Annotated in this window: 17 protein-coding genes and 1 riboswitch; of the genes, 6 read left to right on the top strand and 11 right to left on the bottom strand. The window is 69.4% G+C overall.

Annotation, left to right across the window (positions count from 1 at the left end; all coding sequences use genetic code 11):
- Window positions 1-45 precede the first annotated feature (45 nt).
- Window positions 46-1,284: an erythromycin esterase family protein gene (locus DSC45_RS30525; protein ID WP_119295224.1), complete on the top strand. Its 1,239-nt coding sequence runs from the start codon at window positions 46-48 to the stop codon at window positions 1,282-1,284.
- A gap of 64 nt (window positions 1,285-1,348) precedes the next feature.
- On the opposite strand, the gene DSC45_RS30520 is transcribed toward DSC45_RS30525, so the two are convergent.
- Window positions 1,349-2,785: a gamma-aminobutyraldehyde dehydrogenase gene (locus tag DSC45_RS30520; RefSeq protein ID WP_119295223.1), complete on the bottom strand. Its 1,437-nt coding sequence runs from the start codon at window positions 2,783-2,785 to the stop codon at window positions 1,349-1,351.
- A 163-nt stretch (window positions 2,786-2,948) separates the two neighbouring features.
- On the opposite strand from DSC45_RS30520, the gene DSC45_RS30515 reads away from it, so the two are divergent.
- The 5 genes from DSC45_RS30515 (at window position 2,949) to DSC45_RS30495 (ending at window position 7,735) form a co-directional block, all read left to right on the top strand.
- A complete protein-coding gene (locus tag DSC45_RS30515) occupies window positions 2,949-3,503 on the top strand; it encodes an Lrp/AsnC family transcriptional regulator (protein WP_119295222.1) in 555 nt (184 codons plus the stop codon).
- Window positions 3,488-4,873 (top strand): aspartate aminotransferase family protein, encoded by a 1,386-nt coding sequence (locus DSC45_RS30510; protein ID WP_119295221.1) that lies wholly within the window; start codon window positions 3,488-3,490, stop codon window positions 4,871-4,873. The genes DSC45_RS30515 and DSC45_RS30510 overlap by 16 nt, the downstream gene beginning before the upstream one ends.
- A 265-nt stretch (window positions 4,874-5,138) precedes the next feature.
- On the top strand, window positions 5,139-5,864 hold the full coding sequence (locus tag DSC45_RS30505) for an ABC transporter ATP-binding protein (RefSeq protein ID WP_119295257.1): 726 nt from the start codon (window positions 5,139-5,141) through the stop codon (window positions 5,862-5,864).
- Entirely contained in the window at window positions 5,846-7,222 is a 1,377-nt protein-coding gene (locus tag DSC45_RS30500; protein ID WP_119295220.1) for a hypothetical protein, read from the top strand. The genes DSC45_RS30505 and DSC45_RS30500 overlap by 19 nt, the downstream gene beginning before the upstream one ends.
- Window positions 7,223-7,309: 87 nt before the next feature.
- The gene (locus DSC45_RS30495) at window positions 7,310-7,735 is read left to right on the top strand and encodes a VOC family protein (protein WP_119295219.1); all 426 of its coding nucleotides are present in this window, start codon (window positions 7,310-7,312) and stop codon (window positions 7,733-7,735) included.
- A 40-nt stretch (window positions 7,736-7,775) separates the two neighbouring features.
- On the opposite strand, the gene DSC45_RS30490 is transcribed toward DSC45_RS30495, so the two are convergent.
- From DSC45_RS30490 to rpsB, 10 genes are all read right to left on the bottom strand, one after another.
- Window positions 7,776-8,555 carry a siderophore-interacting protein gene (locus DSC45_RS30490; RefSeq protein ID WP_119295218.1) on the bottom strand — a complete coding sequence of 260 codons (780 nt, stop codon included), beginning with the start codon at window positions 8,553-8,555 and terminating at the stop codon, window positions 7,776-7,778.
- Between the two features lie 203 nt (window positions 8,556-8,758).
- On the bottom strand, window positions 8,759-9,862 hold the full coding sequence (locus tag DSC45_RS30485) for an ABC transporter ATP-binding protein (RefSeq protein ID WP_119295217.1): 1,104 nt from the start codon (window positions 9,860-9,862) through the stop codon (window positions 8,759-8,761).
- Entirely contained in the window at window positions 9,862-11,484 is a 1,623-nt protein-coding gene (locus tag DSC45_RS30480) for an ABC transporter permease (RefSeq protein WP_119295256.1), read from the bottom strand. Before DSC45_RS30480 ends, DSC45_RS30485 begins: the two co-directional genes overlap by 1 nt.
- A gap of 80 nt (window positions 11,485-11,564) precedes the next feature.
- A complete protein-coding gene (locus DSC45_RS30475; RefSeq protein ID WP_240434930.1) occupies window positions 11,565-12,653 on the bottom strand; it encodes a thiamine ABC transporter substrate-binding protein in 1,089 nt (362 codons plus the stop codon).
- 77 nt (window positions 12,654-12,730) lie between these two features.
- Window positions 12,731-12,857: riboswitch (TPP riboswitch) on the bottom strand.
- 21 nt (window positions 12,858-12,878) lie between these two features.
- Window positions 12,879-13,985: a dual-specificity RNA methyltransferase RlmN gene (gene rlmN / locus DSC45_RS30470; protein ID WP_119295216.1), complete on the bottom strand. Its 1,107-nt coding sequence runs from the start codon at window positions 13,983-13,985 to the stop codon at window positions 12,879-12,881.
- Between the two features lie 80 nt (window positions 13,986-14,065).
- Window positions 14,066-15,160 (bottom strand): phosphatidate cytidylyltransferase, encoded by a 1,095-nt coding sequence (locus DSC45_RS30465; RefSeq protein ID WP_119295215.1) that lies wholly within the window; start codon window positions 15,158-15,160, stop codon window positions 14,066-14,068.
- Window positions 15,160-15,717 carry a ribosome recycling factor gene (gene frr, locus DSC45_RS30460; RefSeq protein WP_119295214.1) on the bottom strand — a complete coding sequence of 186 codons (558 nt, stop codon included), beginning with the start codon at window positions 15,715-15,717 and terminating at the stop codon, window positions 15,160-15,162. Before frr ends, DSC45_RS30465 begins: the two co-directional genes overlap by 1 nt.
- A gap of 135 nt (window positions 15,718-15,852) precedes the next feature.
- Window positions 15,853-16,608 carry a UMP kinase gene (gene pyrH / locus DSC45_RS30455; RefSeq protein ID WP_119295213.1) on the bottom strand — a complete coding sequence of 252 codons (756 nt, stop codon included), beginning with the start codon at window positions 16,606-16,608 and terminating at the stop codon, window positions 15,853-15,855.
- A gap of 183 nt (window positions 16,609-16,791) precedes the next feature.
- Entirely contained in the window at window positions 16,792-17,628 is an 837-nt protein-coding gene (tsf, locus tag DSC45_RS30450) for a translation elongation factor Ts (RefSeq protein WP_119295212.1), read from the bottom strand.
- Between the two features lie 147 nt (window positions 17,629-17,775).
- Window positions 17,776-18,729 carry a 30S ribosomal protein S2 gene (rpsB, locus tag DSC45_RS30445; protein ID WP_119295211.1) on the bottom strand — a complete coding sequence of 318 codons (954 nt, stop codon included), beginning with the start codon at window positions 18,727-18,729 and terminating at the stop codon, window positions 17,776-17,778.
- Window positions 18,730-18,869: the final 140 nt, after the last annotated feature.

The following is an 18,869-nucleotide window of genomic DNA, read 5'->3' as shown; positions in this document are numbered from 1 at the left end:
GCGGGAAAAAGTTTCCACCGAAAGTTCAGCGATACCGTTGAAGGCATGGCTACCGACATCAAGGACACCACCCACCCGGTCGAGGCCTCCACCGTCCTCGGCCTGCTCCGGACCCGACCCCGGCTGCTCGCCCTGGGCGAGCCGACCCACGGCGAGGACACACTCCTGGAAATGCGCAATCACCTGTTCCGGCAGCTGGTCGAGGAGGAGGGCTACCGGACGATCGCGATCGAGAGCGACTGCCTGCTGGGCCTGACCGTCGACGACTACGTCACCACGGGGACCGGCACACTCGACGAGGTCATGGCACACGGATTCAGCCACGGCTTCGGCGCACACGCGGGCAACCGCGAGCTGGTGCGCTGGATGCGCGCCCACAACGCGTCCCGTCCCGAGTCCGAGCAGGTCGGCTTCGCCGGCTTCGACGGGCCGCTGGAGATCTCCGGCGCCGAGAGCCCCCGCCGGGCCCTCCTCGCGCTGCACGACTACCTCGCCGCCGCCGTTCCCACGGAGCTGCTCCCCTGCACCCGGGACACCCTCGACACCCTGCTCGGCGCCGACGACCGCTGGACGAACCCGGACGCGATGATGAAGCCCGAGCGGTCCGTGGGCCAGTCCTCCGAAGCCCGTCGACTACGCCTGCTCGCCGACGATCTGACGACTCTCCTCGACACCCGGACCCCGCACCTGCTCCGGTCCGCCTCGCGAGAGGCCTGGGACCGGGCCCGCCTGTACGCGCGCACCGCGTCCGGCCTGCTGCGCTACCACCGCTGGATGACCGACACCTCTCCGGAGCGCATGAACCGGCTGTTCGCCCAGCGGGACTCGATGATGGCCGAGAATCTCCTGGCCCTCACCGACCGGAACCCGACTCTGGTGTTCGCCCACAACTCCCATCTGCAGCGGGTGCAGAGCACGATGAGCATGTGGGACCACCCGCTCGTCGAGTGGTGGAGCGCCGGCGCGCTCGTGAGCGCCCGCCTGGAGCAGGAGTACGCCTTCGTGGCCACCGCCCTCGGCACCATCCGCCACCAGGGCGTGGACGCCCCGGATGCGGGCACCCTCGAAGGCCTCCTCCACCGACTCCCCGACGACCGGCGTCTGATCGACCCCGCCCGGCTCACCACCGCTCTCGGCGACCCCTTGCCCGAGCCCCGCGAGTCCCCGTGGTTCGGCTACGCCTCGCTCGCCCCGTCCCACCTGCCGCACATCGACGGCCTGGTGTACGTCAAGGACATGGCGCAGGACGTGTTCGCCCAGAGCCTGTCCCGCGCCCAGGACTGACCCACAACAACACGGCCCCGGACGGAAGTTCCCGTCCGGGGCCGCGCTCGCCTCGTCCGCCGGTTCAGCCCAGCGATGTCATGACGTGCTTGATCCGGGTGTAGTCGTCGAAGCCGTACGACGAGAGGTCCTTGCCGTAGCCGGACTTCTTGAATCCGCCGTGCGGCATCTCGGCGACCAGCGGGATGTGGGTGTTGATCCACACGCAGCCGAAGTCGAGCGCCTTGGAGAGCCGCATCGCACGTGCGTGGTCCTTCGTCCAGACCGAGGAGGCGAGCGCGTACTCGACGTCGTTCGCGTACGAGACCGCCTGGTCCTCGTCCGTGAAGGACTGCACGGTGATGACCGGCCCGAAGACCTCGTTCTGGATGATCTCGTCGTCCTGCTTGAGGCCGGAGACGACGGTCGCGGCATAGAAGTAGCCCTTGTCGCCGACGCGTTGGCCGCCCGCCTCGACCTTGGCGTGGGCGGGAAGGCGGTCGATGAAGCCGGTGACCTGGGCGAGCTGGTTCGCGTTGTTGAGCGGTCCGTAGGCGACGTCCTCGTCGTCCGCCGAGCCGGTCTTCGTGTCGGCGGCGGCCTTGGCGAGCGCGGTGACGAACTCGTCGTGGACGGACTCGTGGACGAGGACGCGGGTGGCGGCCGTACAGTCCTGGCCGGCGTTGAAGAAGCCCGCCTCGGAGATGCCGCCGACGGCCTCGGCGATGTCGGCGTCCTCGAAGACCACGACCGGCGCCTTGCCGCCGAGCTCCAGATGGACCCGCTTGAGATCCTTGGCCGCGGTCTCGGCGACCTGCATTCCGGCCCGGACGGAGCCGGTGATGGATGCCATCGCCGGGGTCTTGTGCTCGACCATCAGGCGGCCGGTGTCGCGGTCGCCGGTGACGACGTTGAAGACGCCCTTCGGGACGATGGAGCCGATGATCTCGGCCATCAGGACGGTGGAGGCGGGGGTGGTGTCCGAGGGCTTGAGCACCACGGTGTTGCCCGCGGCGAGCGCCGGTGCGAACTTCCACACGCCCATCATCATCGGGTAGTTCCAGGGTGCGACCTGGGCACAGACTCCGATCGGCTCGCGCCGCACGAAGGAGGTGAGGCCCTCCATGTACTCGGCGCCCGCGCGCCCTTCGAGCATCCGGGCCGCGCCGGCGAAGAACCGGATCTGGTCGAGCATCATCGGAATCTCTTCGCTGCGGGTCAGGCCGATCGGCTTCCCGCAGTTCTCCGACTCGATCGCGATCAGTTCCTCGGCACGCTCCTCGAAGGCGTCGGCGATCTTGAGCAGTGCCTTCTGGCGTTCGCCGGGCACGAGGTCGCGCCAGGCGGGGAAGGCGGCGGCTGCCGCGGCCATGGCGGCGTCGACGTCGGCCTGTCCGGACAGCGGGGCGGTGGCGTAGGCCTCGCCCGTGGCCGGGTTGACCACCTCGGTGGTCCGCCCGTCCGAGGCGTCCCGGAACTCCCCGTCGATGTAGTTGCGCAGACGACGCAGTTCGGTGGTCACTGGCGGCCCTCCTGGGTGGGTGTCCGATGGGTGAGACATCCACCCTAGACCGTAGACCGACGCTTTCGACACCGCTGGACCACCACATCTGCGGATTCCGTTACATGGAATGCCACGTACAACGAATTTCATCGATCCGGCCTTGCGGAACAGACGAGACCTCGTGCACAGTGGGCGCGTGGTCAGTCGAAGCGCAGATTCCAGCAACGGTCACGGCACATCCCGCGTCCCGGCCCCCGCGGCCGGGAACGACCCGTCCCGGCGCTCCTCAGGCTCGGTCGACGCCGTGTCCCTCGCGATCATCGAGCAGCTCCAGGAGGACGGCCGCCGCCCGTACGCCGCGATCGGCAAGGCCGTCGGACTCTCCGAGGCCGCCGTGCGCCAGCGCGTCCAGAAGCTGCTCGACCAGGGCGTGATGCAGATCGTCGCGGTCACGGACCCGCTCACCGTGGGCTTCCGCCGCCAGGCGATGCTCGGCATCCACGTCGACGGGGACCTCGACCCCGTCGCCGACGCGCTCGAGGCCATGGAGGAAGTCGAGTACATCGTGATCACCGCAGGGTCCTTCGACCTGATGGTGGAAATCGTCTGCGAGGACGACGACCACCTCCTCGAGGTGATCAACAAGCGCGTCCGGACGCTGCCCGGCGTGCGCTCCACCGAGAGCTTCGTTTACCTGAAGCTCAAGAAGCAGACCTACATGTGGGGAACCCGATAGCCGTGAGCAAGGACCTCAGCCGCACCGCGTACGACCACCTGTGGATGCACTTCACCCGCATGTCGGACTACGAGAACTCACCGGTGCCCACCATCGTGCGCGGTGAGGGCACCTACATCTACGACGACAAGGGCAAGCGCTACCTCGACGGCCTCGCCGGCCTGTTCGTCGTGAACGCGGGGCACGGCCGCGTCGAACTCGCCGAGACCGCCTACAAGCAGGCCCAGGAGCTCTCGTTCTTCCCGGTGTGGTCCTACGCCCACCCGAAGGCCGTCGAGCTGGCCGAGCGCCTCGCGCACCACGCCCCCGGCGACCTGAACAAGGTCTTCTTCACCACCGGCGGCGGCGAGGCTGTCGAGACCGCCTGGAAGCTGGCGAAGCAGTACTTCAAGCTCGTCGGCAAGCCCACCAAGCACAAGGTCATCTCGCGCGCCGTCGCCTACCACGGCACCCCGCAGGGCGCCCTGTCCATCACCGGACTGCCCGCCCTGAGGGCCCCGTTCGAGCCGCTGGTCCCCGGCGCCCACAAGGTCCCGAACACCAACATCTACCGCGCCCCGAGCTACGCCCACGCCGACGCCCCGGTGGCCTACGGCCGATGGGCCGCCGACCAGATCGAGCAGCAGATCCTCTTCGAGGGCCCCGACACGGTCGCCGCCGTCTTCCTGGAGCCCGTGCAGAACGCCGGCGGCTGCTTCCCGCCCCCGCCCGGCTACTTCCAGCGGGTCCGCGAGATCTGCGACCAGTACGACGTGCTGCTCGTCTCCGACGAGGTGATCTGCGCCTTCGGCCGGCTCGGCACGACCTTCGCCTGCGACAAGTTCGGCTACGTACCGGACATGATCACCTGCGCCAAGGGCATGACCTCGGGCTACTCGCCGATCGGCGCCTGCGTCATCTCCGACCGCCTGGCCGAGCCGTTCTACCAGGGCGACAACACCTTCCTGCACGGCTACACCTTCGGCGGCCACCCGGTCTCCGCCGCCGTGGCCCTCACCAACCTCGACATCTTCGAGCGCGAAGGCCTCAACCAGCACGTCCTGGACAACGAGGGCACCTTCCGCGCCACCCTGGAGAAGCTGCACGACCTCCCGATCGTCGGCGACGTCCGCGGCAACGGCTTCTTCTACGGCATCGAACTCGTCAAGGACAAGGCCACCAAGGAGACGTTCAACGACGAGGAGACCGAGCGCGTCCTCTACGGCTTCCTCTCCAAGGCGCTGTACGAGAACGGCCTGTACTGCCGGGCCGACGACCGCGGTGACCCCGTGGTGCAGCTCGCGCCGCCGCTGATCGCGGACCGGTCGACGTTCGACGAGATCGAGCAGATCCTGCGCACGGTGCTCACCGAGGCCTGGACGAAGCTCTAGACCGGCCTGCTCCCGTCGCCAGGGAGCCCCACGCGGCCCGACCCTGCCCCGTTCGAGTGAGAACGGGGCAGGGCCGGGCCGCGCGTTGTCCGCTCCCCGCAGCCGTGTCCCTACGGTGCCAGTGACCGAATCGACCCTGTCCTCGTTCCCTCAAACGGGGGAGTCCCCCGCCGGGGCTCGAGGAGACAAGCCCCAACGACAAGCCCCAGGGGCCCACCTGCTCGAGCCGAGTCACCGTCGTCACTGAACCGAGGTGCTGTTCGCCATGGTTGCCCCGCCGGACAACGACGTGCTCTGGGCCCGCGCCCTGCACGTCTCCCGCAATGGATCACCCGCTCTGACCGGGGTGTCGCTCGGTGTCCAGGACGGCGAGATCCTCGCCGTGACCGGCCCCCGCGGCTCCGGAAAGACGACCCTGCTGCAGTGCCTCTCGGGTCAACTCGTCGCCCGCCAGGGCGAGGTGTGGTTCAACTCCACTCCCGTACACACCATGGGCCCGCTGACCCGGGAACGGCTGCGCCGGGACCGCTTCGGCTGGATCGACCCCGAACCGCATCTGGTCCCCGAGCTCAACGCCTGGGAGAACGCGGCCCTGCCGCTCCTGCTGCGCGGCTACGCGAACCGCCCCTCGCGCAAGGTCGCCGTCGAATGGCTGGAACGCCTGGATGTCGGCGCCTGCGCCCGCAAGCGCCCGCACGCGCTGACCCAGGCCGAACGCCAGCGAGTCGCCATCACCCGCGCCCTGGTCACCGAGCCGACCGTGATCTTCGCCGACGAGCCCACCGCACCGCTGCACCGCGCCGACCGCACCCATGTGCTGCGCACGCTCACCACCGCGGCCCGCACCCACGGCATCACGATGGTGCTCGCCACCCACGACGACACCGTCGCGGCCCTCGCCGACCGCGCGGTGTCCCTGCTCGACGGCCGCCGGGTGCACGCCGCCCGTACGCCCGAAGGGGAAGGGGCGGCGTGCTCGCTCTCCGTCTAGCCCGTGGCGCCCACCCGGTCGTCCTGCTGCGCCGCCTTTCGGTCGCGGCCGCATCGGCCGGCACCGGGTTCCTGCTCCTGTGCACACTCGGGCATGCGCTCGGCCACGTGCAGGCCGCGAGCGGCTCACTGCTCCGGCTCGCCTGGTGCGTGGCTCCGGTGGCCGCGACGATCCAGCTGGCTGTGGCCGTGTCACGGACCGACCCGGGGATCCGGCCGCGTGCCGGGCTCTCGGCCGTCGGACTCGGCCCCGCCCGCCTGATGACTCTCGCCGCCGTGTCCACCGCAGTGTCCTGTCTGCTCGGCTCGATGGTCGCGCTGCTGTTCTTCCTGCATCTGCGCGGCGATCTGTCGGGGCTGCCGTTCGACGGCGCGGCACGTGAACTGCTCGCCGCGGACCAGCCGTTGCCGCTCCCCGCGGCCCTGACACTCCTTGCCGTGGTACCGGTGGCCGGCGCCCTGGCGAGTGCCCTCGCGCTCAAGCCGGCGCGGGGCGGAACGGCCGCCACGACCGAGCGGGCATCCACCCCGGAGCCCCTGCCGGCGGCGGACGAGTTGCTGGACGCGGAGCACGACCCGGCCTCACTCGGCGTCGAAGTTCCGGGCGAGCGACGGGAGTTGGCGATGGCGGCCGTCACGGCCGCCGGCGCGGAGGCGGGGCCCGTCCGGGCCGACGACCCCTCCCCCGCCGACGCCCCCTTCCTGTCGGTGCCCGAGCCGCCGGCTCCAGCGCCCGCACCGACCGGGCTGCCGTGGGGCGTTGCTCTGATGGCGGCCGGTGTGGCCCTGGAGATGTACGCGGCGCGCAGCGGACAGAGCGCGCTCCCGCTGCCGGGGCGTCTGGCCGGCGGCACACCCGCCTCCGTGCTCTTCGGACTTGCCGTCACCGCCGTCGGCCTCGCCCTCGCCGGTCCAGGCCTCACCTACCTCTGCGGGAAGGTGCTGGGGGCCCTGCGACCCGGGGCCGCGCGACTGCTCGGCGGCCGGGTACTGCAGGAGGAGGCCCGGCGGATCGGGCGTCCGCTCGGTGTGGTGTGCGCCGTGGCGGCGGTCGCCGTCGCGGTGGCGACGTTGCACGAGAGCAATGCGTCGCTGCGCGAGGGCGCCGCGACGTCCATGGGCCCGCTGACCGTTCTGGGCGCCTGCCTGGTCGCCGGCTGCACCGCGCTGACACTGCTGAGCGCGGCCGTCGAATCGCGCCAGGAGAGGTCGCTCACCACGGCCGCTCTGCTCCGACTCGGCGCTCCCGTATCGCTGTTGAGGGCTGCGGCCGGACTTCGGTTGGCCATTCTGCTTGCCGTGTTCGGGCCGCTGACCTGGGCGATCGGCAGGCTGGCCACTGTCGGCCTGATGTCGTGAAGAATTTTCCCGCGCGGGCGATGAGTTCCGCGCGGCACCCCGGTCTATCTCTGCGAACGCCAGGGCATCGACCGAGGAGCGACAGACATGGCCACCGGCAGCTACCAACAGATGATCTTCATCAATCTGGCCGTCGACGACCTGACGAAATCCCGGAAGTTCTTCGAGGAGATCGGCTACTCCTTCAACCCGTTCTTCAGCGACGAGAACACCGCCTGCCTCGTCATCAGCGACACCATCTACGCCATGCTGATGACGAAGGAACGCCTGGCCGACTTCGCCAAGAAGCCCCTCGCCGACTCCACCCGGTCCACCGCGGTCCTGCTCTGCCTGAGCGCCGAGACCCGCGCTGACGTGGACAGGCTCGCCGACGCAGCACTGGCGGCCGGAGGCACCCCGGCGGCCGAGCCGGTGGACTACGGCTTGATGTACGGCCGTTCGTTCTACGACCCGGACGGCCACCACTGGGAGGTCACGTGGATGGACGCGACCACAGCGGAGGAACCGGTCTGAGGGCACCGCGGACCCGCACCACGAGCACCGGCCCAGGCGCTCAGACGGCAGCCGGTTGTGCGGGAGCCCGGTCGGCGCGCCAGTAACCGCAGAAGTAGATCTGCTCCTTGTCGAGGGACCGCTCATCGACCAGGTAGCGCCGGACCGAGGTGGCCAGCCTCGACTCACCGGCGACCCACACGTACGGCTTGCCCTCCGGGAACGGCGTCTCCCGCAGCGCCTCCAGGACCCGCGAGCCGCGCGGCCCCGACCGGTACAGCCAGGTCGCGGGGGCGGCGAGGCCGAGCGCATCGCGTTCGTCGCCCACTTCGAGCAGTACGCGCGCGGGGGTTCGCAGCCCCTCCAGGATCGAGGCGATCGCCGGCAGCGCCGTCTCGTCCCCGATGATCAGCTGCCAGTCCGCGTCGCCCGGACGGTAGAAGGAACCGTCGCTGAGGATGCCGAGGCGATCGCCCGGCACCGCCGAGCACGCCCACGCCGACGCGGGTCCGCTGTCGCCGTGCAGCACGAAGTCGATGTCCAGCTCTCCGCTAGCCCGGTCGATCCGGCGGACGGTGTAATTGCGCAGAACCGGGCGGCGCTCGTCGGGCATCGCCTGCAGTTCGGGCCACCACCGGTCGGTCTGCGGCAGGCGGAAGTCGGTGCTCACCGGGAAGAAGACGCGTGCCAGCTGATCGGGCCCCGAGTACGCGAAATCGCGCACACTCGGCCCGGCGAGGGTGATCCGCGCCATGCGTGGCGAGAGGCGTCGCACCGCGGTGACGGTCACGAACATCGGCCGCTGGGGCAGTACTTGCACTTCCGCAATCGACTGGGTCATCGAGGGACTTCCACTTCCACCCGGATAGTTAGGTTAGGTTTACCTTAACCTCAGCCGCCACCCTAGCGCGCTGCTCCGCGTACCGGGAAACGGGCCCCTTCAACGGGTGTCGCGCGGACATCCCCCGGCGCACACCAGGAACGCAGCTCGCGCGGCGAGCAGCCCGGTCAGTCCGCTCAATCCACTCAGTCCGCTCAATCGGCTCAGTCCGAGCCGAGCACCACGACTTCCGCCGCGTCGAAGACGACCCCGACCGTCCGCCCCACCTCGGGTGCCTCGCGCAACGCACAGGCCGCCTCGAGCTGCGGCCCCTCCGGCGGCCGCAGCGTCACGGCCACATGCGTACCCCGGAAGGTGCGCGCAACGACCGCACACGGCAGCCCCTCATCCACGGGCACCAGGCGAACTCCCGCCGGGCGCACCAGAATTCGGCACGTCTCACCCGGCACACCGGCCGGCACCGGGACCTTGCCCCAGACGGTGTCGGCCACCTCGCCGGACACGGTCGCCTCCGCGACGTTGTCGAAGCCGAGGAACCGTGCGACGAACGCGTTCGCAGGCTGCTGCCATACCTCGAGCGGCGTGCCCGACTGGGCGATCCTGCCGTCCCGCATCACCACCACACGATCGGCGAGCGCGAAGGCCTCGCCCTGATCGTGCGTCACCGCCAGCACGGTGGTGCCCAACTCGCCGAAGAGCTGGCGCAGTTCGACGACCAGGCGTTCGCGCAGCGAGCGGTCGAGCTGCCCGAGCGGTTCGTCGAGCATCAGGAGCCGCGGATTCGGGGCCAGGGCCCGGGCGAGCGCCACCCGCTGCTGCTCACCTCCGGACAGCGAGGCCACGGCGCGCGCTCCGGCACCGGGAAGGCCGACGAGATCGAGCAACTCGCCGACACGCCGCTCCCGTTCGGGCCGGGACACGTTGTGCATACGCAGGCCGAAGCCGACGTTTCCCGCGACGTCCCGCTGCGGGAAGAGCTGATGGTCCTGGAACATCAGGCCGACGCCCCGGCGATGCGCGGGCACACCCCGCTGGTCACGCCCGTCCAGCAACACCCGTCCGGCATCGGCCTCTTGGAGACCGGCGACGACCCGCAGCAGAGTCGACTTGCCGCTTCCGCTCGGCCCGAGCACACAGACGATCTCCCGCTCGGCGACATCGAGCGAGACACCGGTGAGCGCCCGGTGGCCGCCGAACCGTACGGAGACGTCGTCGAGGCTCAGCGCCTGTCCGACCGCCGGTCCGGCATGCCGTTCGGCCTGTTCGGCCTGTTCGGCCTGTTCGGCCTGTTCGGCCTGTTCGGCCATCAGAATTCCCCTGTCCGGTCGGTACGGGAACGTTCGAGCAGCAGCAGACAGACCGCGCAGGTCACCATCAGCAGCGTGGAAAGGCCCATCGCCTGCCCGTAGTTGAGGTCACCGGGACGGCCGAGCAGGGTCGTGACGGCGACAGGCAGGGTCGGCCGGTCGGGCTGCGCGATGAACACGGTCGCCCCGAACTCGCCGAGCGAGACGGCGAAGGCGAAACCCGCGGCGACGAACAACGCCCGCCGCACCAGGGGGAAGTCGACCTCGCGCCAGACCTGCCAGGGCGACGCCCCGAGCACGGCCGCGGCCTCCCGCAACCGCCCGTCGACCGCCCTCAGTACGGGCAGCATGGTCCGCACCACGAACGGCACTCCGACCAGCGCCTGCGCCAACGGCACCAGAATCCACGACGACCGCAGATCGAGCGGCGGCTTGTCCAGGCTGATCAGGAATCCGAATCCGACGGTGACCGCGGAGACCCCGAGCGGCAGCATCAGCAGCGCGTCGAACCCGCGGACGAGCCGGCCCGGCCGGGAACGCCCCCGGGTGAAGGTGAGCGCAGCGGAGGCGAGCCCTCCGATGACGAGCGCGATGGCGGTGGCAGCGAGGGCGTACTGCAGCGAGTTCCCGATCGCCTCCACCGGCGGTACGAGGAACGCGCCGCCGTCGGTCGAGGTCAACTCACGGTAGTAGCCGAGTCCGTAGCCCTGCGCGGTGTCGAAGGACCGTTCCACGAGCACCGCCAGCGGCACGACCACGAGGAGCAGCACACTGACGAGCACCCCGCCGAGCAGTGCCCACTGGCCCGCCCCGACGGGCCGGCGCGCGGTCGTCGCCGTGTCGACCAGGCGCAGTGCGCTCTCCCTGCGGCGCACGGTCCAGGCGTGCACGGCCAGCACGCCCGCGACCGCGGCGAACTGCACCAGGGTCAGGACCGCCGCAGTGTCCAGGGCGAGTGACTGGGCGGTCTGCCGGTAGATCTCGACCTCGAGCGTGGCGAACGTCGGCCCGCCGAGGATCAGTACGACACCGAAGGAGGTGAAGGTGAACAGGAACACCATCAGCGCGGCCGCCGCCACCGCCGGCCCCAGAGCCGGCAGCGTGACCCGCCGCCAGGCCGTGAACCGGGAAGCGCCGAGCATCCGGGCGGCCTCCTCCTGCCGCGGGTCGAGACCCGCCCAGAGTCCGCCCACGGTGCGGACGACCACCGCGTAGTTGAAGAAGACGTGGGCCAGCAGGATCGACCACACCGTCGAGTCGAGGCGTACGCCCCACAGATCGTCGAGCAGTCCGCCGCGGCCGAGCACGGCGAGGAAGGCGGTGCCGACGACGACCGTGGGCAGCACGAACGGCACGGTGACCACGGCCCGCAGCAGCTGTTTTCCGGGGAACTCGAAGCGCGCGAACACGTACGCGCCGGGGAGCGCGATCAGCAGAGTGAGGGCCGTGGAGGCGAGCGCCTGCCAGCCGGTGAACCACAGGACGTGCAGGATGCCGCTGTCCGTGAGCACCTCGCGGAAGCCCTCGAGGTGCCAGGCGCCGTCGCTCCTCAGCCCGCGCCCGACGATCGCCGCGACCGGGTAGGCGAAGAACACGGCGAAGAAGGCGCAGGGCACCGCCATCAGTGCGAGCCGCACGGCACTCCCCCGTACGTCCCGTACGGGGGAGGACTCCTTGCCCTGGTCCGCGGCCTCGGGGCCGGTTACTTCAGGACCAGTGACTGCCACGACTTGACCCAGTTCTCACGGTTGTCCGCGATCTTGTCGGGGTCGAGGGTGTACGGCTTGTCGACCTTGGTGCCGAACTCGCTGTAGATCTTCGGCAGCCGGGCGTCCTCGAGCACCGGGTCCACGAACATGGTCAGCGGCAGATCCTCCTGGAACTGCTTGGAGATCAGGAAGTCGACGAGCGCCTTGCCTCCCGCCTCGTTCTTCGCGCCCGAGAGCAGCCCGGCGAACTCGGTCTGCCGGAAGCAGGTGCCGGTCGCGACGCCGGTGGGCGCCTCCTTGGGCTTGGGCTTGGCGTACAGCACCTCGACCGGGGGGCTGGAGGCGTAGGAGACGACGAGCGGACGGTCGGCGCCGGCCTTCTTACCGCCCGCGGAGCCGGAGAACTCCTCGTTGTACGCCTGCTCCCAGCCGTCGACGACCTTCAGGCCGTTGGCCTTGAGCTTCTTCCAGTAGTCCGGCCAGCCCTTGTCCCCGTACTCCGCGGCGGTGCCGAGCAGGAAGCCGAGGCCGGGCGAGGAGGTGGCGGCGTTCTCGGCGACGAGCAGGTTCTTGTACGCAGGCTTGGTGAGGTCGTCGAGGGACTTCGGCGGATCGAGCTTCTTGTCGGCGAAGTACTTCTTGTCGTAGTTGACGCAGACGTCGCCGGTGTCGACGGGCGTGACGCGGTGCTTGCCGGCGTCGAGCTGCAGGTCCTTCGGGATCCCGTCGAGACCCTTGGCCTCGTACGGGGTGAACAGGTCGTTGTCGAGGGCGCGGGACAGCAGGGTGTTGTCGACGCCGAAGAAGACGTCACCCTGCGGGGTGTCCTTGGTGAGGATCGCCTTGTTGACGGCCTCGCCGGCGTCGCCGCTCTTGAGGACCTTGACCTTGTACCCGGACTGCTTCTCGAAGTCCTTCAGTACGTCGTCCGATACGGCGAAGGACTGGTGGCTGACCAGCGTCACGGTCTTCGAGTCGGAACCGGAACCCGAATCCGAGTCGCCGCTGCCGCAGGCGGCGAGCGCGACCAGACCGAATCCGGTGGCCAGGGCTATGGCCGTGAACTTCTTGTTGGCGGTCACTGACTTCCTCCTGGGGTTGACCAGGAAGAGACGCGGCCCTGCCCGCAGGCCTGGCGGCGTGCGGGCAGGGCGCAACAGCTTGGAGATGACCGAACTCCCTACCCGGAATGACCCGGGCGAGGTTCAGAGGGTCTGCGGCTGCCGTCCCGGTGACCGGTACCGGTGCCGCACTCTCAGCGCTGTGGCGCTCCCCTGTCGGAATATGCAGATGTGTTTCAGGCCAGGCTACCGCTCGGAGGCCGCCAGCTGTCCGCAGGCCCCGTCGATCTCCTGACCGCGGGTGTCCCGGACGGTGACCGGCACCCCGTGCGCGGCGATGGCCTCGACGAAGCGCTTCTCGTCCTCGGGGCGCGAGGCCGTCCACTTCGAGCCGGGCGTCGGGTTCAGCGGGATGAGGTTGACGTGCACCCGCTTGCCCTTGAGCAGCCGGCCGAGCCGGTCACCGCGCCACGCCTGGTCGTTGATGTCGCGGATGAGCGCGTACTCGATGGAGATACGGCGACCGGACTGGTCCGCGTACGCCCATGCCGCGTCGAGGACCTCGCGGACCTTCCAGCGGGTGTTGACCGGGACCAGGGTGTCGCGCAGCTCGTCGTCCGGAGCATGCAGGGAGACCGCGAGCCGGCACTTGAAGCCCTCGTCGGCGAAGCGGAGCATCGCGGGCACCAGTCCGACGGTGGAGACGGTGATGCCGCGCTGCGAGAGACCGAGGCCGTCCGGCTCGGGGTCGGTGAGCCGGCGGATGGCGCCGACCACGCGGTTGTAGTTCGCCAAGGGCTCGCCCATGCCCATGAAGACGATGTTCGACAGGCGGGCCGGGCCGCCCGGGACCTCGCCGTCCCGCAGGGCCCGCATGCCGTCCACGATCTGGTGCACGATCTCGGCCGTCGACAGGTTCCGGTCGAGGCCGGCCTGGCCGGTGGCGCAGAACGGGCAGTTCATCCCGCAGCCCGCCTGCGAGGAGATGCACATGGTGACCCGCTCCGGGTAACGCATCAGGACGGACTCGACGAGCGTGCCGTCGTGCAGCTTCCACAGGGTCTTACGGGTGGTGTCGTCGTCGCACGAGATGTGCCGCATCACCGACATCAACTCCGGAAGCAGCGCCTCCTGCAGCTTGCCGCGGGCCGCGGCCGGGATGTCCGTCCACTGCTCGGGGTCGTGCGCGTACCGCGCGAAGTAGTGCTGCGAGAGCTGCTTCGCGCGAAACGGCTTCTCGCCGGCCGCAGCGACCGCTTCCTTGCGCTCGGCGGGCGTGAGGTCGGCGAGATGCCGCGGCGGCTTCTTGGCTCCGCGGGGCGCGACGAAAGTGAGTTCTCCGGGCTTGGGCATGATGCTTCAAGTGTCGCAGACAACCGAAGGCGGGCCCGCCGCCCTGTGGACAACGAGCCCGCACCCAGGAAAACGGCAGGTCAGGAGCCTACGAAGAGGACCAGGAGCAGCCAGACCACAGGAGCCGTCGGCAGCAGTGAGTCGAGGCGGTCCATGATCCCGCCGTGCCCGGGCAGCAGCGTCCCCATGTCCTTGATCCCGAGATCGCGCTTGATCATCGACTCGCCCAGGTCACCGAGGGTCGCACTGGCCGCGACCGCGAAACCGAGCAGCAGCCCCTGCCACCAGGTGCCCTCGTCGATCAGGAACTGCATGCACAGCGCGCCGGCCACCATCGCGAAGGACACCGCACCGAGCAGACCTTCGCGGGTCTTGCCGGGGCTGATGCGCGGGGCCAGCTTGTGCTTGCCGAAGCGCCAGCCGATCGCGTACGCCCCGGTGTCGCTGACCACGGTCAGGAGCAGGAAGGTGATGACCCGCTGGGGTCCGTCGTCGGCGGTCAGCATCATGGCGACGAAGGTCGCGAGGAACGGAACGTAGAAGGCCGCGAAGACACCGGCCGTGACGTCCCGCAGGTAGTTCTCGGGGGGCTCGATCATCCGCCAGACGAGCACCGCGAGGGCCGTCAGCGCCATGGTCACCCAGGCCCCCTCGGCCCCGCGCACATAGCCGGCGACGACCATCGCCGCCCCGCCCACGGCCAATGGCACGAGCGGCGCCTTGATGGACTTCTGCTCCTGCAGCCGGGACGTCAGCTCCCACAGCCCGACCACCACGGCGACGACGATGACGCCGACGAAGGCGGCCTTGACGACGAACAACGACGCGATGATCACCGCGCCGAGTCCCACACCGACCCCTATGGCCGCCCGCAGATCGCGGCCCGCGCGCTTCTTCTGAGGCGGCTGCGGGGGCTCGGGCATCGCGGTTGGCATGGGCTCCTGCGGATGTTCGTCGCGGAACAAGGGGCCGCCGGTCACAGCGGCCCCCGCACCACGGTCGTCCTGGTCCGGTCCGGCCTCAGGCGCCTCGGGCACGATCTGCATCGGCCGAGTCTCCTGAACAGCGGGCCCATCGTAGGCAGGACCGGCAGGGGTACGCCCCTGGACGGGCGCCATCTCGGGCGGTCCCCCATAGCCGACCTGCGGCGGAGCCCCCCAGGAAGAGTCGTTCATCAGACCTCGAGGAGCTCGGATTCCTTGTGCTTGAGCAGCTCGTCCACCTGGGCGACGTACTTCGCCGTGGTGTCGTCGAGCTCCTTCTCCGCACGACGGCCCTCGTCCTCGCCGATGTCGCCGTCCTTGATGGCCTTGTCGATCGCTTCCTTGGCCTTGCGGCGGACCGCGCGGATCGAGATCTTGGCGTCCTCGCTCTTGGTCCGCGCGACCTTGATGAACTCCTTGCGGCGCTCCTCGGTGAGGTCGGGGAACACCACCCGGATGAGGTGCCCGTCATTGCTCGGGTTGACGCCGAGGTCCGAGTCCCGGATCGCCTGCTCGATGTTGCGCAGCGCGCTCTTGTCGAACGGGGTGACGACAGCCATCCGCGGCTCGGGCACCGAGAACGACGCCAGCTGGTTGATCGGCGTCAGTGCGCCGTAGTAGTCGGCCACGATCTTGTTGAACATCGCCGGGTGCGCACGACCGGTGCGGATCGCGGCAAAGTCCTCCTTGGCGACCACGACGGCCTTCTCCATCTTCTCCTCGGCCTCGAGGAGGGTCTCTTCGATCACCACTTGCTCCTGCGTGTCTTGAGTGGGCCCGGCGTGCACGGGGCGGCCGGCTGCGTCGCGTCTGGTCTTTCCTGCACGGTGTCCGACCGGCAGGGCTTTGTCCATCCCCCGGGGAGCGGTGCCCGGGTCAGGGGATCAGGCCCGGGTGTGCTGGTCGCTCACGAGCGTGCCGATCTTCTCACCCTTGATCGCGCGCGCGATGTTGCCCTCGGCAAGCAGCTCGAAGACGAGGATCGGCAGCTTGTTGTCGCGGCACAGGGTGATCGCGGTCATGTCGGCGACCTTGAGGTCGCGGGTGATCACCTCGCCGTACTGGAGCGCGTCGAACTTCACCGCGGCGGGGTTCTTCTTGGGGTCCGAGTCGTAGACCCCGTCGACGCCGTTCTTGCCCATCAGCATGACCTCGGCGTCGATCTCGAGAGCACGCTGCGCGGCGGTGGTGTCGGTGGAGAAGTAGGGCATGCCCATGCCCGCGCCGAAGATGACGACGCGGCCCTTCTCCAGGTGCCGTACGGCCCGCAGCGGGATGTACGGCTCGGCGACCTGCCCCATGGTGATCGCGGTCTGTACTCGGGAGTCGATGCCCTCCTTCTCCAGGAAGTCCTGGAGCGCGAGGCAGTTCATGACCGTGCCGAGCATGCCCATGTAGTCGGAGCGTGCCCGGTCCATGCCCCGTTGCTGCAGCTCGGCACCGCGGAAGAAATTGCCACCCCCGATCACGAGGGCGACCTGCGCCCCGTCGCGTACGACTGCCGCGATCTCGCGGGCGACAGCGTGCACCACATCGGGGTCCACGCCCAGTCCGCCGCCCCCGGCGAACGCCTCGCCGGACAGCTTCAGGAGGTAACGGCCGGACGTTTTACCATCGCCGCTCTGGTCGGCCTTGGTCATGGAGTTCTCCTCGTGGTGCACATGCGAAGGAGGCCATTGCCGTGGGTTCGTATGTCCCTGAGCGGCAATGGCCTCCTCGTCAGATCTGCGGTCGTCCGCCGCGTACGAGATGCCGTACGCGATGTCGTACCCGGACGGCTGCTGTCGACCCTAGCGGGGTCTGGAGTCGATCGCGGTACGGACTCAGAGGCCGACCTTGATGCGCGAGAAGCGCTTCAGGGTGACACCGGCCTCCTGCAGGACCTTCTCGACGGACTTCTTGTTGTCGAGCGCGTACGGCTGGCCGAGGAGCGTGGCGTCCTTGAAGAAGCCGTTGACGCGACCCTCGACGATCTTCGGCAGGGCGGCCTCGGGCTTGCCCTCCGCGCGCGTGGTCTCCTCGGCGACGCGGCGCTCGGCCTCGACGACCTCGGCCGGAACGTCCTCACGCGAGAGGTACTTCGGCGCGAAGGCGGCGATGTGCTGGGCGATGCCCTTGGCAACCTCGGCGTCGGCCTTGTCGAGCTCCACCAGGACACCGATCTGCGGCGGCAGGTCGGGCATCGTGCGGTGCATGTACGCGGTGACGTAGCCGTCCGAGAACTGCGCGAAGCGGTCCAGGACGATCTTCTCGCCGAGGTTGGCGTTGGCCTCGTCGACGTACGCCTGCACGGTCTTACCGGCCTCGATCTCGGAGGCCAGCAGCGCCTCGAGGTCGGCCGGGGAGGTGGCGGCGACGTGCGCGGCCAGCGCGTTCGCGACGGACTGGAACTTGTCACCCTTGGCGACGAAGTCCGTCTCGCACTTCAGCTCGACGATGACGCCGGAGGAGTTGTCGTCGGCGATGAGGGAGACCACGGCGCCGTTCTCGGCGGAGCGGCCCTCGCGCTTGGCGACGCCCTTCTGGCCCTTGATGCGGAGCGCCTCGACGGCCTTGTCGACGTTGCCATCGGCCTCGTCGAGCGCCTTCTTGCAGTCCATCATGCCTGCGCCGGTGAGCTCGCGGAGCTTCTTGACGTCGGCGGCGGTGTAGTTCGCCATGATTCTGTGAATCTTTCTCGAAGTCTGAAGATCGAGGATCCGCGCGGACCCTCAAAGGTCTACGGGCGGCGGGTCAGCGGCCACGGGTGAACGGCGGGGGCTTGCGTGCCCCCGCCGTCAACCGTGTACCTCTGGTGCCCGTGCGGGTCAGGCCTGCTCGGCGTCCGTTGCCGGGGCGTCGGCGGGCTTGTCCTCGGCGGGCGCGTCCTCGGCCGGCTTCTCGGCGGCCTCGGCGACGGGCGCCTCCTCGGCCGGCTTCTCGGCCTCGGCCTCGGCGGGCTTCTCGGCCTCGGCGGGCTTCTCGGCGGCAGCCTCGCCCTCGGGCTTCTTCTCACCCTCGAGCAGGTCGCGCTCCCACTCGGCGAGCGGCTCGCCGGCCTGCTTCTCGCCCTTGCCCTCACCGGCGCCACCGGAGCGGGCGATGAGGCCCTCGGCGACGGCGTCGGCGATCACACGGGTGAGCAGCGTGACGGAGCGGATCGCGTCGTCGTTGCCGGGGATCTTGTAGTCGACCTCGTCGGGGTCGCAGTTGGTGTCGAGGATCGCGACGACCGGAATGTTGAGCTTCCGGGCCTCACCAACGGCGATGTGCTCCTTCTTGGTGTCCACGATCCAGACGGCGCTGGGCACCTTCTGCATCTCGCGGATACCGCCGAGGGTCTTCTCCAGCTTGGCCTTCTCGCGCGAGAGGACCAGGAGCTCCTTCTTGGTGAGGCCGGAGGCGGCCACATCCTCGAAGTCGATCTGCTCGAGCTCCTTGAGGCGCTGCAGACGCTTGTAGACGGTCGAGAAGTTGGTGAGCATGCCGCCCAGCCAGCGCTGGTTGACGTAAGGCATGCCGACGCGGGTGGCCTGCTCTGCGATGGCCTCCTGCGCCTGCTTCTTCGTGCCGACGAACATGACCGTGCCGCCGTGGGCGACGGTCTCCTTGACGAACTCGTAGGCGCGGTCGATGTACGACAGCGACTGGAGAAGGTCGATGATGTAGATGCCGTTGCGCTCCGTGAAGATGAAACGCTTCATCTTCGGGTTCCAACGACGGGTCTGGTGACCGAAGTGGACGCCGCTTTCCAGCAGCTCCCGCATCGTGACGACGGCCATGGCCGTACTCCTTGAGTGTTCTCGGTTTGTCCTGACACCCCGGCGCGCGCCATGCCGTGTACGTCTCCGAGGAGGCCGCACAGGGACCGAGGGGCGCTGACACCGGTACTCATGAGACCGGCGTCGGGGCGTGCGAAGTC

This window comes from Streptomyces sp. YIM 130001, from assembly GCF_003574445.1.
In the GTDB taxonomy this organism is placed as follows: Bacteria; Actinomycetota; Actinomycetes; order Streptomycetales; family Streptomycetaceae; genus Streptomyces.
The sequence above is the reverse complement of the archived record's forward strand: the minus strand, read 5'-3'. Positions and strand labels throughout refer to the sequence as shown.

Bases quoted from the DNA above. Each gene is read 5' to 3' on its own strand.
- rpsB (WP_119295211.1), bottom strand. From the start codon at position 18,729: ATGGCCGTCGTCACGATGCGGGAGCTGCTGGAAAGCGGCGTCCACTTC.
- pyrH (WP_119295213.1), bottom strand. From the start codon at position 16,608: ATGACCAAGGCCGACCAGAGCGGCGATGGTAAAACGTCCGGCCGTTAC.
- tsf (WP_119295212.1), bottom strand. From the start codon at position 17,628: ATGGCGAACTACACCGCCGCCGACGTCAAGAAGCTCCGCGAGCTCACC.
- DSC45_RS30465 (WP_119295215.1), bottom strand. From the start codon at position 15,160: ATGAACGACTCTTCCTGGGGGGCTCCGCCGCAGGTCGGCTATGGGGGA.
- rlmN (WP_119295216.1), bottom strand. From the start codon at position 13,985: ATGCCCAAGCCCGGAGAACTCACTTTCGTCGCGCCCCGCGGAGCCAAG.
- DSC45_RS30495 (WP_119295219.1), top strand. From the start codon at position 7,310: ATGGCCACCGGCAGCTACCAACAGATGATCTTCATCAATCTGGCCGTC.
- DSC45_RS30480 (WP_119295256.1), bottom strand. From the start codon at position 11,484: ATGGCGGTGCCCTGCGCCTTCTTCGCCGTGTTCTTCGCCTACCCGGTC.
- DSC45_RS30490 (WP_119295218.1), bottom strand. From the start codon at position 8,555: ATGACCCAGTCGATTGCGGAAGTGCAAGTACTGCCCCAGCGGCCGATG.
- DSC45_RS30505 (WP_119295257.1), top strand. From the start codon at position 5,139: ATGGTTGCCCCGCCGGACAACGACGTGCTCTGGGCCCGCGCCCTGCAC.
- DSC45_RS30525 (WP_119295224.1), top strand. From the start codon at position 46: ATGGCTACCGACATCAAGGACACCACCCACCCGGTCGAGGCCTCCACC.
- DSC45_RS30485 (WP_119295217.1), bottom strand. From the start codon at position 9,862: ATGGCCGAACAGGCCGAACAGGCCGAACAGGCCGAACAGGCCGAACAG.